The 15,069-nt window shown below is 72.4% G+C and carries 17 protein-coding genes; 14 read left to right on the forward strand and 3 right to left on the reverse strand.

Annotated elements, in window-relative coordinates:
* The first annotated feature begins 4 nt into the window (after positions 1 to 4).
* From pcaH to FHX46_RS07825, 7 genes are read left to right on the forward strand one after another with little or no spacing between them, the layout of a single operon-like run.
* Positions 5 to 745, forward strand: coding sequence for a protocatechuate 3,4-dioxygenase subunit beta (gene pcaH / locus FHX46_RS07795; RefSeq protein WP_167111965.1), 741 nt, complete (start codon positions 5 to 7; stop codon positions 743 to 745).
* A complete protein-coding gene (pcaG, locus tag FHX46_RS07800; RefSeq protein ID WP_167111967.1) occupies positions 742 to 1,287 on the forward strand; it encodes a protocatechuate 3,4-dioxygenase subunit alpha in 546 nt (181 codons plus the stop codon). The genes pcaH and pcaG overlap by 4 nt, the downstream gene beginning before the upstream one ends.
* Positions 1,280 to 2,614: a 3-carboxy-cis,cis-muconate cycloisomerase gene (gene pcaB, locus FHX46_RS07805; protein WP_167111969.1), complete on the forward strand. Its 1,335-nt coding sequence runs from the start codon at positions 1,280 to 1,282 to the stop codon at positions 2,612 to 2,614. Before pcaG ends, pcaB begins: the two co-directional genes overlap by 8 nt.
* Positions 2,611 to 3,381 (forward strand): 3-oxoadipate enol-lactonase, encoded by a 771-nt coding sequence (pcaD, locus tag FHX46_RS07810; protein WP_167111970.1) that lies wholly within the window; start codon positions 2,611 to 2,613, stop codon positions 3,379 to 3,381. Before pcaB ends, pcaD begins: the two co-directional genes overlap by 4 nt.
* Complete coding sequence (gene pcaC / locus FHX46_RS07815) at positions 3,378 to 3,779, forward strand: 4-carboxymuconolactone decarboxylase (RefSeq protein ID WP_167111973.1); 402 nt, start codon at positions 3,378 to 3,380, stop codon at positions 3,777 to 3,779. Before pcaD ends, pcaC begins: the two co-directional genes overlap by 4 nt.
* 52 nt (positions 3,780 to 3,831) lie before the next feature.
* On the forward strand, positions 3,832 to 4,629 hold the full coding sequence (locus FHX46_RS07820) for an IclR family transcriptional regulator domain-containing protein (RefSeq protein WP_167111975.1): 798 nt from the start codon (positions 3,832 to 3,834) through the stop codon (positions 4,627 to 4,629).
* On the forward strand, positions 4,622 to 5,185 hold the full coding sequence (locus tag FHX46_RS07825; RefSeq protein WP_167111977.1) for a nucleotidyltransferase family protein: 564 nt from the start codon (positions 4,622 to 4,624) through the stop codon (positions 5,183 to 5,185). Before FHX46_RS07820 ends, FHX46_RS07825 begins: the two co-directional genes overlap by 8 nt.
* On the opposite strand, the gene FHX46_RS07830 is transcribed toward FHX46_RS07825, so the two are convergent.
* Positions 5,182 to 5,568, reverse strand: coding sequence for a tautomerase family protein (locus FHX46_RS07830; protein WP_167111979.1), 387 nt, complete (start codon positions 5,566 to 5,568; stop codon positions 5,182 to 5,184). The two genes, FHX46_RS07825 and FHX46_RS07830, sit on opposite strands and share 4 nt — an antisense overlap.
* Before the next feature lie 95 nt (positions 5,569 to 5,663).
* On the opposite strand from FHX46_RS07830, the gene FHX46_RS07835 reads away from it, so the two are divergent.
* On the forward strand, positions 5,664 to 6,533 hold the full coding sequence (locus FHX46_RS07835) for an AAA family ATPase (protein WP_167111981.1): 870 nt from the start codon (positions 5,664 to 5,666) through the stop codon (positions 6,531 to 6,533).
* 34 nt (positions 6,534 to 6,567) lie between these two features.
* Here the strand turns inward: FHX46_RS07835 and FHX46_RS07840 are convergent, their stop codons facing one another.
* Entirely contained in the window at positions 6,568 to 7,206 is a 639-nt protein-coding gene (locus tag FHX46_RS07840; RefSeq protein ID WP_167111983.1) for a class I SAM-dependent DNA methyltransferase, read from the reverse strand.
* Complete coding sequence (locus FHX46_RS07845; RefSeq protein WP_167111985.1) at positions 7,203 to 8,279, reverse strand: oxidoreductase; 1,077 nt, start codon at positions 8,277 to 8,279, stop codon at positions 7,203 to 7,205. The genes FHX46_RS07840 and FHX46_RS07845 overlap by 4 nt, the downstream gene beginning before the upstream one ends.
* A gap of 25 nt (positions 8,280 to 8,304) precedes the next feature.
* Between FHX46_RS07845 and FHX46_RS07850 the strand changes: the two genes are divergently transcribed.
* The 6 genes from FHX46_RS07850 to FHX46_RS07875 all read left to right on the forward strand — a co-directional run bounded on the left by FHX46_RS07850 (position 8,305) and on the right by FHX46_RS07875 (position 14,999).
* Positions 8,305 to 8,691 (forward strand): MerR family transcriptional regulator, encoded by a 387-nt coding sequence (locus FHX46_RS07850; protein WP_313886057.1) that lies wholly within the window; start codon positions 8,305 to 8,307, stop codon positions 8,689 to 8,691.
* Positions 8,692 to 8,757: 66 nt separating this feature from the next.
* The gene (locus FHX46_RS07855) at positions 8,758 to 9,867 is read left to right on the forward strand and encodes a vWA domain-containing protein (RefSeq protein ID WP_167111987.1); all 1,110 of its coding nucleotides are present in this window, start codon (positions 8,758 to 8,760) and stop codon (positions 9,865 to 9,867) included.
* Positions 9,860 to 10,972 carry an XdhC family protein gene (locus FHX46_RS07860; RefSeq protein WP_167111989.1) on the forward strand — a complete coding sequence of 371 codons (1,113 nt, stop codon included), beginning with the start codon at positions 9,860 to 9,862 and terminating at the stop codon, positions 10,970 to 10,972. The genes FHX46_RS07855 and FHX46_RS07860 overlap by 8 nt, the downstream gene beginning before the upstream one ends.
* 190 nt (positions 10,973 to 11,162) lie before the next feature.
* The gene (locus FHX46_RS07865) at positions 11,163 to 11,705 is read left to right on the forward strand and encodes a (2Fe-2S)-binding protein (protein ID WP_167111991.1); all 543 of its coding nucleotides are present in this window, start codon (positions 11,163 to 11,165) and stop codon (positions 11,703 to 11,705) included.
* A 1-nt stretch (position 11,706) separates the two neighbouring features.
* Positions 11,707 to 14,145: a xanthine dehydrogenase family protein molybdopterin-binding subunit gene (locus FHX46_RS07870; protein WP_167111993.1), complete on the forward strand. Its 2,439-nt coding sequence runs from the start codon at positions 11,707 to 11,709 to the stop codon at positions 14,143 to 14,145.
* Complete coding sequence (locus tag FHX46_RS07875) at positions 14,142 to 14,999, forward strand: FAD binding domain-containing protein (protein WP_167111994.1); 858 nt, start codon at positions 14,142 to 14,144, stop codon at positions 14,997 to 14,999. The genes FHX46_RS07870 and FHX46_RS07875 overlap by 4 nt, the downstream gene beginning before the upstream one ends.
* Positions 15,000 to 15,069 lie beyond the last annotated feature (70 nt).

The following is a 15,069-nucleotide window of genomic DNA, read 5'->3' on the forward strand; positions in this document are numbered from 1 at the left end:
TGTCATGGCAGCACCGACGGGCAACAAGCTGATCCTGCCGCGATACCGGCGGGACCCGGAGGGCACGCACCCGCCGCTGGACTCGCCCGGATACCGGTCGACGGCGCTGCGGCACCCGAAACAGCCGCTCGTGCTGCTGCCGCAGATGCTCACCGAGATCACCGGCCCGCTGCTCGGCCCGGGCCGGATCGGTGAGCTCGACAACGACCTGACCCGCCAGCACGCCGAGGAGCCGCAGGGCCAGCGGATCCTGGTGCACGGCCGCCTGCTGGACGGCGACGGGCGCGGCATCCCGGACTCGCTCATCGAGATCTGGCAGGCCAACGCGGGCGGCCGCTACCGGCACATCGGCGACAACTGGCCGGCCCCGCTGGACCCGAACTTCGACGGCGTCGGCCGCACCGTCACCGACGCCGACGGCCGGTACGAGTTCACCACCATCAAGCCGGGTGCCTACCCGTGGAAGAACCACGACAACGCCTGGCGGCCCGCGCACATCCACTTCTCGGTGTTCGGCCAGGCGTTCACGCAGCGCCTGGTGACGCAGATGTACTTCCCGGACGACCCGCTGTTCTTCCAGGACCCCATCTTCAACTCGATCCCGGACGAGAAGGCGCGGCAGCGGATGATCTCCCGCTTCGACTACCGCCGCACCACCGACCACTGGGCGCTGGCCTTCGAGTTCGACATCGTGGTCCGCGGGCGTGAGCAGTCCGTCTTCGAGAACGAGGAAGAGGAAGAATGACGACCCCGTCGCAGACCGTCGGCCCCTACCTCGCGATCGGCCTGCCCTGGGCGGACGGCCCCACCGTGGTGCCCGAGGGCACCCCGGGCGCGGTGTGGATCCGGGGCACCGTCACCGACGGCGCGGGCAACCCGATCCCGGACGCGATGATCGAGACCTGGCAGGCTGATCCGCAGGGCCGCTTCGACCACCCGGACGACCCGCGTGGCCGGGTGCCCGGGTTCCGCGGCTTCGGCCGGTGCCCGACCGAACCGGACGGCAGCTACGCGATCCTGACCCTGGTGCCGGGCGCGATCCCGGGCGAGAGCGGGTCGATGCAGGCGCCGCACATCGACGTGTCGGTGTTCGCGCGCGGACTGCTCAACCGGGTCGTCACCCGCATCTACTTCCCGGACCACGCCGAGGCCAACGCCGCCGACCCGGTGCTGAACGCGGTTCCCGCGGAGCGGCGCGGCACGCTGATCGCGGAACGGACCGCGGACGGGTACCGCTTCGACGTGCGGTTGCAGGGCGCGGCTGAGACAGTGTTCTTCGATGTCTGAGCTGTTCGACCCCATGCTGGCCGCCGGGCCGGTCCGCGCCGAGGTGTCCGACGCCGCGTGGTTGCGGGGTCTGCTCGAGGCGGAGGCGGCGCTGGCCGCTGCGGAGGCGGACGCGGGCGTGATCCCGCGGGAGCACGCGGACCGGATCGCGGCGGTGGTCCGGGACAGCAGCTTCGATGCCACGGCGATCGGAGAGAAGTCCGTGGGCGTGGGCAACCCGGCCGCGCCGCTGGTGCGGGAGCTGACCGCGCAGGCTGGCGGCGAGGCGGGCCGGGTGGTGCACCTCGGTGCGACCAGTCAGGACATTGTGGACACCGCCGCGATGCTGGTGTCCCGGCGTGCCTCGGCGGTGCTGCTCGACGAGGCCGCGGCCTGTGCGGACCGGCTCGCGGAACTGACCCGGGAGCACGCCGGGACCGTCCAAGCGGGACGGACGCTGCTGCAGCAGGCGCTGCCGGTGACGTTCGGGTTCCAGACCGCCGGCTGGCTGTCCGGGCTCGACGCGGCGGCCGACCGGTTGCGCGCGCAGCGGTTCGCCGTGCAGCTGGGCGGTGCCACCGGCACACTCGCGTCGCTCGGCGAGCGGGGCCCGGCGGTGCTGGCCGCGTTCGCGCGGCGCCTCGGGCTGGACGAACCGGTCCTGCCCTGGCACACCGAGCGCACCCGGATCGCCGAGCTGGCCGCCGCGCTCGGCGAACTGTCCGGAGTGGTCGCCGGGATATCGCGGTCGCTGGTGCTGCTGGCCCAGACCGAGGTTGCCGAGGTGGCCGAGGTGGCCGAGGGCAGCGGCGGTTCGTCGACCCTGCCGCACAAGCGCAACCCGGTCGCCGCGGTCGCCGCGAACGCCGCCGCCCAGCAGGCGCCGGGGCTGGTCGCGACCCTGCTCGGCGCGATGGCGCAGGAACACCAGCGCGCCGCCGGGTCGTGGCACGCCGAGTGGCGCCCGCTCACCGAACTGTTCCGCAGCACCGGATCCGCGGTGCACTGGCTACGCACCAGCCTGGACCGTCTCCAGGTGGACGCGGACCGGATGCGGGCCAACCTGGACATCACCGGGGGCGCGCTGCTGTCCGAACGGGTCACCACCGCGCTGGCGGCCGAGACCGGCCGGCTCGAAGCGCACGACGCCGTCAGCGCGTGCACCCGGCGCGCCCTGGCCGGCGAGGGTGAGCTGGCGGACTTGCTGGCCGGGGACCCGCTGGTGGGCGAGCACCTCACCCGCGCGCGCATCGACGAACTGCTCGACCCCGCGGGCTACCTGGGCAGCGCCCGCCTCTTCACCGAACGGGTGCTGGCCGCGCACGAGAAGCGGGAGGAAACGCGGTGAGGGTCCACCACCAGACCACCGGCGACGGTGCATCCGGTGAGGTCGTCGTCCTCAGCAACTCCATCGGCAGCAACCTGCGCATGTGGGACCCGCAGGTGAAACCGTTGACCGACAACGGATTCCGCGTCGTCCGCTACGACACGCGCGGGCACGGGAACTCGCCGGTGCCGCCCGGCCCGTACTCCATCGCCGATCTCGGCGGCGACGTCGTCGAGCTGCTCGACACGCTCGGCGTGGCCTCCGCGCACTTCGTCGGCCTGTCACTGGGCGGCATGACCGGCGCCTGGCTCGGGCAGCACGTGCCGTCGCGGATCCGGTCGCTGACCCTGGCGTTCACTTCGGCCCGGCCGGGCAACGTCGACATGTGGACGCAGCGCGCGCAGCAGGTGCGGGCCGGGGGCATGGCGCGCGTCGCCGAGGGCAGCATCGGCCGGTGGTTCACGCCGGGCTGGATCGCCGCGCACCCGCAACGGGCCGCGGAACTGCGGCGGATGACCGAGACCACCCCGGCCGAGGGGTACGCGTCGTGCTGCGAAGCGATCGCCGGGCTCGACCTGACCGCGGGACTGGGCAGGATCGGCGTGCCGACCCTGGTGGTCTCCGGCGCCGACGACGCCGCCCTGCCGCCGTCGCACGGCCGGCTGATCGCCGAGGGCATCCCGGGCGCGCGCTTCGAGGTCCTCGCCCACGCGGCGCACCTGGGCAGCTACGAGCAGGCGGAGAAGTTCACCGAGCTGTTGCTGGAGCACCTGAAGGGGGCGCGATGAGCGACGAGCTGTACGAGGCGGGCATGCGGGTCCGGCGCGAGGTGCTGGGGGACGCGCACGTCGACCGCGCGGCCGGCAACGCCACCGACTTCACCCGCAAGTTCCAGGACTACATCACGCGTGCCGCGTGGGGCTCGATCTGGACCCGCGAGGGCCTGGACCGCAAGACGCGCAGCTGCATCACGCTGGCCGTGCTGACCGCGCTGCACTGCCACGGCGAGATCGCCATGCACGTCCGCGCGGCGATCGGCAACGGCCTGACCGCCGACGAGATCGGCGAGGTGCTGCTGCACGCCGGCGTGTACGCGGGCGTCCCGGCGGCCAACGAGGCGTTCGCGATCGCGCAGCAGACCCTGGCCGAAATGGGCGAACCCACCGCCCAGCCACGCGACCGGTAACCCCACCCGCACCCTCGACGCCGGTGCTTCGCACCACGTTAGATTGGCGAGCATGGCGGAACCGACCGAGCGCGGCGCGCACCACGTCCAGTCGCTGGAACGCGGGCTGGCCGTGATCCGCGCGTTCGGTGCCGGCGCACCGGAGCTGACGCTGTCCGACGTGGCCCGCTCGACCGGGCTCACCCGCGCGGCGGCCCGCCGGTTCCTGCTGACGCTGGCCGACCTCGGCTACGTGCGCACCGACGGCAAGCACTTCTCGCTGACCGCCCGCGTACTGGAACTCGGGTACGCCTTCCTGTCCAGCATGACGCTGCCCGAGGTCGCGCAGCCGCACCTGGAGCGCCTGTCGGCGGAGGTGCGCGAGTCCAGCTCGGTGTCGGTGCTCGACGGGGCCGACATCGTCTACGTCGCGCGGGTCGCGGTGTCCCGGATCATGACGGTGAGCATCAACGTGGGCACCCGGTTCCCCGCCTACGCCACATCGATGGGGCACGTGCTGCTCGCCGGTCTCGGCGAGGAGGGCTTCGCGGCGTACCTGGAGCAGGCGAACCTGGAGCGGCTCACCTCGCACACGCTGACCTCCCCGGCGGCGCTGCGAGCGGAGCTGGCCGCGGTCCGGCAGCAGGGGTGGGCGCTGGTCGACCAGGAGCTGGAGGAGGGCCTGCGGTCGGTGGCGGCGCCGATCCGGGACCGGCACGGCACCGTCGTCGCCGCGGTGAACGTGTCCACGCACGCCGGCCGCACCGCGCGCGAGACGGTGGTCGAGGAGATGGTGCCGCCGCTGCTGGCCGCCGCGAAGCGCATCGAGGACGACCTGGCCGTCGCGCCCGCGCAGGCCCGCCGTGGCTGAGTGCGCGGGTCTGCTGCTCGCGGCGGGTGCCGGGCGCCGGTTCGGCAAACCCAAGGCCCTGGTCGAGCTGGCCGGGGAACCGTTGCTGCGCCGGGCGTTGCGTGTCCTGGCCGACGGCGGCTGCGCGCCGATCCGGGTCGTGGTCGGCGCCCAGGCGGAGGACGTGCGTGCACTGCTGCCGTCCCCGGAACTGGCCGTGGAATCGCCGGACTGGGCCACCGGGATGGGCGCCTCGCTCCGCGCCGGACTGCGGGCCTTGCCCGAGGCGGACGCGGTGGTGGTGCACCTGGTGGACCTGCCGGGGGTGGACGCGCGGATCGTGGCGCGGCTGCGTGAGCTGGCCGCACCCGGGGTGGTCGCGCGCGCCGCCTACGACGGGGTGCCCGGTCACCCGGTGCTGCTGGGCCGCCGCTGGTGGCGCGAGGTCGCCGACAGCGCCTCCGGCGACCGCGGCGCGCGCGACTGGCTGCGCGGTCGCGCCGACCTGCGGCTGGTGGAATGCGCCGACCTGGGCGGCGGCGAGGACGTGGACACCCCGGCGGACCTGGCTCGTTAAGCGGCGACGACCACCCCGCCCACGCCGCTGCGGCCGACGGGTGTACCCACCAGATCGACGGTGACCCCGGAGCGGACGCCTTCGCCGCACACGGCGACGATCGCGCCGGTCACCTCCGTGACCAGCCGCGCGACGATTTCGTCCGCGTCCGGGCGGGCGAAGACGCTCTCCTTGATGCCGAAGGTGACGGCCGGCGCGGGCGACTCGGCCGGCTTGCCGCCGATGCCCCACCGGTTCGGCGGCAGGCCGATCAGCCGCACGTCCACGAGGTCACGTGCCCAGTCCCCGTACACCGCGACCACGGCGTCGGTCAGCGCTTCGATCAACGCCGTCTCGCGGCCGGTGAGGTCGCTTTCGAGGGCGTGGACGGTCAGGTGCGGCATGCCGACTCTCCTTGATGACAAATCATATTTGATGACAAAGCTAAATGGCTCCGAGTGGTGTGTCAACCACCCGCCGACCCCTTAGGGTGGAAGGGGTGAAGGTCAACTCACCCGAAGAGCTGGCGACGGAGCTGGACCGGGTCGGCTACCTCGCCGACGAGGGTGTCGCCACCGCCGCCTTCCTGGCGCTGCGCATGCAGCGCCCGTTGTTCTGCGAAGGCGAACCCGGCACGGGGAAGACCTCGCTGGCCGTGTCCCTGTCCGAGGCGCTCGGCCTGCCGCTGGTGCGCTTGCAGTGCCACGAGGGCATCGACGCGGCGCAGGCCCTGTACGAATGGGACTTCCCGCGCCAGCTGCTGCACCTGCGTGCGCTGGAGGCGGGCAGCGAGCGGCTGGACGTCGACACCGCCGAACAGTCGCTGTTCACCGAGCGGTTCCTGCTGGCCCGGCCGTTGCTACGCGCGCTCAAGGAGGCGCCGTGCGTCCTGCTGGTCGACGAGATCGACCGCGCCGACGACGAGTTCGAGGCGTTCCTGCTGCAGCTGCTCGACGAGAACGCCGTGACGATCCCGGAGTTCGGTGAGGTCCGCGCCGAACGCCCGCCGCTGGTGCTGCTGACCTCCAACCGCACCCGCGAGGTGCACGACGCGTTGAAACGGCGGTGCCTCTACCACTGGCTGGAGCACCCCGACCTGGCCCGCGAGGTCGCCATCCTGCGCCGCCGGCTGCCCGGCGTCGGCGAACGGCTCGCGACGCAGATCGCCGCGGCCGTCCGCCGGCTGCGTGAGCTGGAGCTGCTCAAGCCGCCGGGCATCGCTGAGTCGCTGGACTGGGCGCAGGCGCTGGTGACGCTGAACCGCTCCGAGCTGGACGCCGACATCGCCGCCCGCACGCTCGGGGCGGTCCTCAAGTACTCCGAGGATCTCGACCGCGTCCGCGCCAAGCTGGACGCGGTCCTGGCCTAGGCACCGTCCGTGGTGCCACGGCTCAACCACCCCCTCAGCGGGCGCGGTGGGCGAGCAGGTAGGCCTGCGGCGTCCCCTCGTGCTCGAAGGCGGGCTGCCGGACCAGCCGTGCGCTCACGGAGAACCCCGCACCGGCCAGCAGTTCCGTGATGCGGTCCGGCGGCAGCCGGTAGGCATCGTAGGAAACCGCGTGCCCGTAGGCCTGCTCGAAGCTCCGGCGCTCGTCGCCCACCTGGAAGGCCAGCATCAGGTGGCCGCCCGGCACGAGGACCCGCGCGAACTCCGCGAACACCTCCGGCAGCAGCTCGGGCGGGGTGTGGATGATCGAGTAAAAGGCGAGGATCCCGCCGAGGCTCCCGTCCGCCAGCGCGAGGTCCGCCATCGCGCCGACCTCGAACCGCAGGTGCGGGTAGCGCCGTCGCGCTTCGGCCACCATGCCGGGCGAGAGGTCGATACCGAAGACGGGGAGCCCCAGCGAGTCCAGGTAGGTCGTCACCCGCCCCGTGCCGCAGCCGATGTCGGCCACCTGCCCGCCGTCCCGGCGCACGTAGTCGGCGAAGAGCCCCAGCATGGCGCGGTCCTCGGGGGTCTGTTCCAGAAGCCCTTCGAGGAGCCGGGCGTAGTCGGCGGCCACGGTGTCGTAGGCGGTACGGGTCCGGTCGAGATGAGTCACACGGCGACGGTATCGAGCACGGGGTAGTCGGTGTAGCCCGATTCACCGCCGGTGTACATGAATTCTCTGCCCCGCAACGGGTTCAGCGGCGCGCCGGCCCGTAGCCGCGCCACCAGGTCCGGGTTGGCGAGGAACGCCCGCCCGAGCGAGACGAGGTCCGCGCCCGCCGCGAGCAGCCGCTCGCCCGCCCGCCTGCCCCCGTCCTCGGGCAGCGGGCCCGGCCACGGCAGTGCCGGGTTCGCGATCAGCACACCGGGCCACTCCGCGCGGAAGAACCCGTCCTCCGGATCGGCGAAGGCGACGTGCAGGTAGGCCAGCCCGTCGCCGGCCAGTTCACCCAACAGGGTCCGGTAGATCGCCCCGGTGTCGCCCTCTTCGATGCCGTTGGCCGTGTTCCCCGGCGACACGCGCACCCCGACGCGCTCCGCCCCGATCGCGCCGGCCACCGCGCGCACGACCTCGACCACGAACCGGACGCGGTTGGCGACCGGGCCGCCGTAGGAGTCGGTGCGGTGGTTGGTGTTCTGCGCGAGGAACTGGTGCAGCAGGTAGCCGTTGCCCGCGTGCACCTCGACACCGGCGAAGCCCGCGTCGATCGCATTGCCCGCGGCGGCCGCGAAGTCCGCGATCGTCGCCCTGATCTCGCCGGTGGTCATCTCCCGGGGTGTCACGGTGGGCTGGTGGCCGTCGCGGGTGAAGATGGTGCCCGGCAAGGGGATCGGCGACGGCGCGACCGGGTGCAGGCCGCTGTTGTCCGGGTGCCCGATCCGCCCGCCGTGCTGCAGCTGGAGGAACATGCGCCCGCCGGCCGCGGCGGTGACCCGGCGCCAGCCGTCCACCTGCGCGGCCCGGTGGATGCCCGGGATGTCGGGGTAGGTCTGCCCGACCTGGTTGGGGGTGGTCGCCTCGGCGATGATCAGGCCGGCTGTCGCGCGCTGCCGGTAGTAGGTGGCCATGATCGGCTGCGGGACGCCGTCCGCGCCCGCACGCGTGCGGGACATGGGTGCCATCACGAGCCGGTTGGGCAGGAGCAGTGAGCCGAGGCGGACCTCGTCGAACAGTGTGTTTGTCATGCGCCGAAGGTAAAACCTAGTATTGGTGCGAAGTTCAAGTCCGGAGGTGACGATGCGGATCGGCGAGCTGGCGCGGCGCACCGGGGTCAGTGAACACTCGCTGCGTTACTACGAGAAGCAGGGGCTGCTGACGGCCGAGCGCACCGCGGGCGGTCAGCGGGAGTTCGCCGAGGCCGCGGTCGACCGCGTCATCCGCATCCAGGAGCTGTTCGCCGCCGGGTTGTGCAGCGCGAAGATCGCGCAGCTGCTGCCCTGCATGCACGACGGCGGCAGCGGCCCATCCGAGATCGCCGGTGAGAAGCTGGTCGCCGACCTGCGCGGCGAGCGCGAGCGGATCAACCGGATGATCGGCGACCTGCTGCGTTCGCGCGAGGTCCTCGACGAGGTGATCGCCGCGGCCTCGGCCCGCTGAGGCCGTTCTCCGGCAGCGCGCGAGCCGCGAACCCCTTGCATCGGATTTTCGCGTAACAATGGGCGGGTGAGCACCAGCGACCCACTGCCGGGTTTCGTCGGTTTCGCGACCGCGCTGCGCGTGGCCGGCGTCGACTGCGGACCGCAGCGGGTGCAGGCGTACCTGGACGCGGTCGAGCGGCTCGACGTCGGTGACGCCGACCAGCTGTACTGGGCCGGGCGGCTCACGCTGTGCTCCGAGCCGGACGACCTGATCCGCTACGACGACGCGTTCGCCCAGTGGTTCGCCGCGGCGCCGCCGGAGCCGCGGCCGGCCACGGTCCGCCGCGAGCAGCGGTCCCGCATCGCGGCCCTGGTTTCCCAGTCCGCGGGCGAGGGCGAGTCCGGCGCGGACGACGACGAGCTGCGGGTCGCCGCCACCGACGCCGAGGTGCTGCGCGAACGCGACCTCGCGGAGCTGACCAAGGCCGAGCGGGAACACCTGCGGGAGCTGATGGCGGTGCTGCGCCCGCAGCCACCGATGCGCAAGTCGCTGCGCGTCCGGCCGGCGCGGCGCGGATCGCTGGACGGCGGACGGACCCTGCGGGCAATGCTGGCCGGCGGCGGGGAACCGGTCCGGCTCGTGCACCGCGACCGCGCGACGCGGCCGCGCCGGGTGGTGCTGCTGCTCGACGTGTCCGGCTCGATGAGCCCGTACGCCGACGCGTTGCTGCGGTTCGCGCACGTGGTCGTGCGCCGCGCGCCGGCCGCGGTCGAGGTGTTCACCCTCGGCACGAGGCTGACCAGGGTGTCCCGGCAGCTGCGGCAGCGCGATCCGGAGCGCGCCATGCTCGCCGCCGGCACCGCGGTGCCGGATTTCGCGGGCGGCACCCGGCTGGGCGAGACGCTGCGGATCTTCCTCGACCGCTGGGGGCAGCGCGGGCTGGCGCGCCGGTCGGTCGTCGTGGTGTTCTCCGACGGGTGGGAGCGCGGCGATCCGGCGCTGCTCGGCGAGCAGATGGCCCGGATGCGGCGTCTGGCGCACGCGGTGTTCTGGGTGAACCCGCACGCGGGACGCGAGGGCTACGCTCCGGTGCAGTCCGGCATCGCGGCCGCGCTCCCGCACGTCGACCGCCTGCTGGCCGGCCACAGCTTGGCGACCCTGGAACGACTGCTGCAGGAGATCCGCGATGCATGACGTACTGGACGAGTTGTACAAGCGCTGGAACGCGGGTGAGGCCGTCGGCGTGGGCACGGTGGTGGCCACGTTCTCGTCCGCGCCCCGCGCGCCCGGTGCGGCGATGCTGGTCGGCGAGGACGGTTCCGCGACCGGCAGCGTGTCCGGCGGGTGCGTCGAAGGTGCGGTGTACGAGCTGGCGCAGCAGGTCGTGGCCGACGGCGAGCCGGTCCTGCAGCGCTACGGCGTCAGCGACGACGACGCGTTCGCGGTCGGCCTGACCTGTGGCGGGATCATCGACATCTACGTCGAGCGGATCGACCGGCAGACCCTGCCCGAACTGGGTGACGTCGTCGATTCCGTCCACCGGGGGGAGCCGGTCGCGGTCGTCACGGTGATCGAGCACGAGGACCCGGCGCGGCGCGGGCGGCACATGATCGTGTGGCCGGACCGGACGGCCGGCACGCTCGGCACGGACCGGATCGACGACGCCGTGGCGGACGACGCGCGGGGCCTGCTCGCCGCCGGGCGCACCGGAACCCTGCACTACGGGCTCGAGGGTGAGCGGCGGGGCGAGGGCATGGCGGTGTTCGTCAACTCCTTCGAACCACAGCCGCGGATGCTGGTGTTCGGCGCGATCGACTTCGCCGCCGCGATGGCGCGCATGGGTTCCTACCTCGGCTACCACGTGACCGTGTGCGACGCGCGTCCGGTGTTCGCCACCGCCTCCCGCTTCCCGGACGCGGACGAGGTGGTGGTGGACTGGCCGCACCGCTACCTGCAGGCGGAGGCCGAAGCGGGCCGGATCGACCAGCGGACGGTGATCACGGTGCTCACCCACGACCCGAAGTTCGACGTGCCGTTGCTGGAGGTCGCGCTGCGCCTGGACGTCGGTTACATCGGGGCGATGGGTTCGCGGCGCACCCACGAGGACCGCCTCGCCCGGCTGGGTGAGGCGGGACTGTCGGAGGTGGAACTGTCGCGGTTGTCCTCCCCGATCGGGCTCGATCTCGGCGCGCGGACACCGGAGGAGACGGCGGTGTCGATCGCCGCGGAAATCATCGCGTTGCGGTGGGGCGGCGGCGGGCGGCGGCTCACCGAGCTGTCCGGGCGCATTCACGGCTGAGCCCTCCCGTGGGTCCGTGAGTGGGCACTTCGTGCACGGCAGTTCCGCGGATGCGGTGGTGGAGCAGGGATTCGCGCGCATCTGCGGGAGTCCGGTCCAAGCGTCACCCAACCAGGACTTGTCCGAACGGCATGGACGTAGCACGCTCGGTTGTGAAGCCGATCACCCAGCTCCCACCACTGGAGGCCTCATGCGCATCACCGTCACTGTGGACGGAACCGGCTACACCGACGAGGTCGAACCCCGCACGTTGCTCGTTCACTACCTGAGGGAGACGCTCGGGAAAATCGGCACCGTGGTCGGATGCGACACCAGCAACTGCGGTGCCTGCACCGTGCACCTCAACGGGCACAGCGTGAAGTCCTGCTCGGTCCTGGCCGTGCAGGCCGACGGCGCCGAAGTGACCACCATCGAGGGTCTGGCCCGCGACGGCCGGCTCCACCCGGTGCAGGAAGCGTTCCACGACAACCACGCGCTGCAGTGCGGGTTCTGCACGCCGGGCATGATCATGCAGTCCATCGACCTGCTCGCCGACAATCCGGATCCGGACGAGCAAGCCGTGCGCGAGGGACTCGAGGGCAACCTGTGCCGCTGCACGGGATACCAGAACATCGTCCGGGCCGTGCGGGACGCGGCACAGCGGATGAGCCCCGGCGCGGGGCCCGAGGCCGAGCGCGTGGCGGGCGACGACGTCAGCCGCACGTCCGGCGCGTTTGCGGGCGGAGGCGAGTGACATGACGTCGACGATCGAACCCGAGGTCGGCAAGGCGCGCACCCGCAAGGAGGACGCGCGGCTCATCACCGGCCGCACCCGCTGGACGGACAACATCACCCTGCCCGGCATGCTGCACGTGGCGATCCTGCGCAGTCCGTTCGCGCACGCCCGGATCAATTCCGTCGACACGTCCGCGGCACGGGACATGCCGGGCGTGGTGGCGGTCTACACGGCGCGCGATCTCGACCCGGACAGCGCGATCGGCATGCCCTGCGCGTGGCCGATCACGCCGGACATGAAGCAGCCGCGGCGGCCGGTGCTCGCCGCCGACCAGGTCAACTTCGCCGGCGAGGGTGTCGCCGTGGTGGTGGCCCGCAGCAAGGCGGAGGCCGCCGACGCGCTCGAGGCCATCGACGTGGACTACGAGGAACTGCCCGTGGTCCTCGGCCTGGAGAACGCCCTCGCCGAGGGCGCGCCGCTGGTCCACGAGGAGCTCGGCACCAACAAGCAGGCCACGTGGGTCTTCGACTCGGCCGAGGCGGGCACCGGGGAGAACGTCGAGGAAGCCATTTCGAGCGGCGAGGTGGTGCTCCGGCGCCGCTTCCGCCAGCAGCGGCTGGTGCCGGCGTTCATGGAGCCGCGGTCGGTCGTGGTCGACCCGACCGGCACCCAGATCACCATGTGGTCGGCCACCCAGGTCCCGCACATCCTCAAGACGATGACGGCCCTGACGCTCGGCATCCCCGAGCACAAGCTGCGCGTCATCGCCCCGGATGTCGGCGGCGGGTTCGGTGGCAAGATCGCCGTGCTGCCCGAGGAGACCATGGCAGTCCTCATCGCGCAGCGGCTCGGCAAGCCGGTCAAGTGGACCGAGACCCGCTCGGAGGCGATGCAGACCGCGCACCACGGCCGGGACCAGATCCAGGACATCACGATCAGCGCGACCCGCGACGGGAAGGTGACCGGCCTCAAGGTCGAGCTGATGGCCGACATGGGCGCCTACAACGGTCTCGTCGGCCCGGGCGTGCCGATCCTGGGCGCGTTCATGTTCAACGCGATCTACAAGATCCCGGCGTACCACTTCGCCTGCACCAACGTGTTCACCAACACCACGCTCACCGACGCCTACCGGGGCGCCGGCCGGCCGGAGGCCACGTTCGCGATCGAGCGGATCATGGACGAGCTCGCCGCCGAGCTCGGCATGGATCCGCTGGAGCTGCGGGAGAAGAACTGGATCAAGCACGAGGAGTTCCCGTTCACCACGGTGTGCGGGCTGACCTACGACTCGGGCAACTACGAGGCCGCCACCGCGAAGGCCAAGGAACTGTTCGACTACGAGGGCCTGCGCCGCGAGCAGCGGGAACGCCGGGAGCGCAACGACCCGGTCCAGCTCGGCATCGGCATCTCCACGTTCACCGAGATGTGCGGTCTCGCCCCGTCACGGGTGCTCGGCTCGCTCGACTACGGCGCGGGCGGCTGGGAGCACGCGGCGGTCCGGGTGCTGCCCACGGGCAAGGTCGAGGTGGTCACCGGCGCCTCGGCGCACGGACAGGGGCACGAGACGGCGTGGAGCCAGATCGTCGCCGACCGGCTCGGGGTGGCGTTCGAGGACATCGAGGTCATCCACGGCGACACGCAGTCCTCGCACAAGGGCATGGACACCTACGGGTCGCGGTCGCTGGCGGTCGGCGGCATCGCCGTGGTGAAGGCGGCCGAGAAGGTGGTCGACAAGGCCCGGACGATCGCCGCGCACCTGCTGGAGTGCTCGCCGGACGACCTGGAGTTCGAGGGCGGCAAGTTCACCGTCCGCGGCACCGACACGTCCACGACCATCCAGGACGTCGCGTTCGCGACGTTCGCCGCGCACAACCTGCCCGAGGGCATGGAGCCGACGCTGGACTCCGAGGCCGTGTTCGACCCGGAGAACTTCTCGTTCCCACACGGCACCCACCTCTGCGCGGCCGAGGTGGACACCGAGACCGGGCGGGTGCGGTTGCGCTCGTACGTCTGCGTGGACGACGTCGGCAAGGTGGTCAACCCGCTGATCGTGGAGGGGCAGGTGCACGGCGGTCTCGCGCAGGGCATCGCCCAGGCGCTCTACGAGGAGGCGGTGTTCGACGAGAGCGGCACGCTCACCACCGGCACGTTCGCCGACTACCTGCTGCCCTCGGCGGCCGACCTGCCGTCGTTCGTCACCGACCGCACGGAGACGGCGGCGACGTCGAACCCGCTGGGTGTGAAGGGTGTCGGCGAGGCCGGCACGATCGCGTCCACCCCGGCGGTGGTCAACGCGGTCGTGGACGCGGTGCGGCACCTCGGCGTCAACGACATCGAGATGCCGTGCTCGCCCATGCGGGTGTGGTCGGCGGTCCACCGCGGCCGGACCGACGCCGGTGGTGTCGGCTCGGAGGCCGGTGGCGGTCTGGGTTCCATCGACGCTTCGGGAGGTGCGCAGTGATCCCCGCTGCCTTCGACTACGTCGCTCCGTCCACTGTGGACGAGGCGGTGCAGGCCCTGGCCGCGGCCGGTGAGGACGCCAAGGTCCTGGCCGGCGGGCAGAGCCTGCTGCCGGTGCTGCGGATGCGGCTGGCGGCGCCGACCACGCTCATCGACCTGGGCAAGATCTCCGAGCTGCGGGGTGTCCGCGACGACGGCGAGGCGATCGTGATCGGGGCGATGACCACGCACTACGACGTGCAGCGTGATCAGCTGATCGCCGAGCACGCCGCGTTGCTGGCCAAGGCGACCGACACGGTGGCCGATCCGCAGGTGCGGCACCGCGGCACGTTCGGCGGCTCGATCGCCCACGCGGATCCGGCCGGTGACCTGCTGGCCCCCGCGCTCGCGCTGGGCGCCGAGATGGTGATCGCCAGCAGCAGCGGACGGCGGACGGTGCCGGCGTCGGAGTTCTTCCAGGACTTCTTCACCACGGCACTCGAGCCGGCGGAGATCCTGGTCGAGGTCCGGGTGCCCAAGCACACCGGCTGGAAGGCGCACTACGAGAAGTTCAACCGGGTGGCGCAGGCGTGGTCGATGGTCGCGGTTGCGGCCACGGTCCGCACCGACGGCGACACGATCGCCGAGGCCCGGGTGGCGCTGACGAACATGGCGTCGGTGCCCGTGCGGGCCACCGCGGTCGAGCAGGCGCTGGTGGGCCAGTCCGCGTCGGACGAGACGATCCGCTCCGCGGCCGCGCACGCGGCGGAGGGGACCAGTCCCACCGCCGACGGCAACGCGGACGTCGAATACCGGCAGGAGCTGGCGAAGGTGCTGACGGGCCGCGCGGTGTCGGCGGCGCTGGCCGGGGTGTAGGCCGGGCGGGCCCGCGGCCGTCCCGCCGGGGACGGCCGCGGGCCTGGCACCGTGCTCGACGGGGCGCCGA

It is taken from the genome of Amycolatopsis viridis (assembly GCF_011758765.1).
GTDB classification, from domain to species: Bacteria; Actinomycetota; Actinomycetes; order Mycobacteriales; family Pseudonocardiaceae; genus Amycolatopsis_E; species Amycolatopsis_E viridis.

Coding starts and splice junctions, on each gene's coding strand:
- pcaH (WP_167111965.1), top strand. CDS start 5: ATGGCAGCACCGACGGGCAACAAGCTGATCCTGCCGCGATACCGGCGG.
- FHX46_RS07845 (WP_167111985.1), bottom strand. CDS start 8,279: ATGACAAACACACTGTTCGACGAGGTCCGCCTCGGCTCACTGCTCCTG.
- pcaB (WP_167111969.1), top strand. CDS start 1,280: ATGTCTGAGCTGTTCGACCCCATGCTGGCCGCCGGGCCGGTCCGCGCC.
- FHX46_RS07865 (WP_167111991.1), top strand. CDS start 11,163: ATGCGCATCACCGTCACTGTGGACGGAACCGGCTACACCGACGAGGTC.
- FHX46_RS07870 (WP_167111993.1), top strand. CDS start 11,707: ATGACGTCGACGATCGAACCCGAGGTCGGCAAGGCGCGCACCCGCAAG.
- FHX46_RS07830 (WP_167111979.1), bottom strand. CDS start 5,568: ATGCCGCACCTGACCGTCCACGCCCTCGAAAGCGACCTCACCGGCCGC.
- pcaG (WP_167111967.1), top strand. CDS start 742: ATGACGACCCCGTCGCAGACCGTCGGCCCCTACCTCGCGATCGGCCTG.
- FHX46_RS07820 (WP_167111975.1), top strand. CDS start 3,832: ATGGCGGAACCGACCGAGCGCGGCGCGCACCACGTCCAGTCGCTGGAA.
- FHX46_RS07860 (WP_167111989.1), top strand. CDS start 9,860: ATGCATGACGTACTGGACGAGTTGTACAAGCGCTGGAACGCGGGTGAG.
- pcaC (WP_167111973.1), top strand. CDS start 3,378: ATGAGCGACGAGCTGTACGAGGCGGGCATGCGGGTCCGGCGCGAGGTG.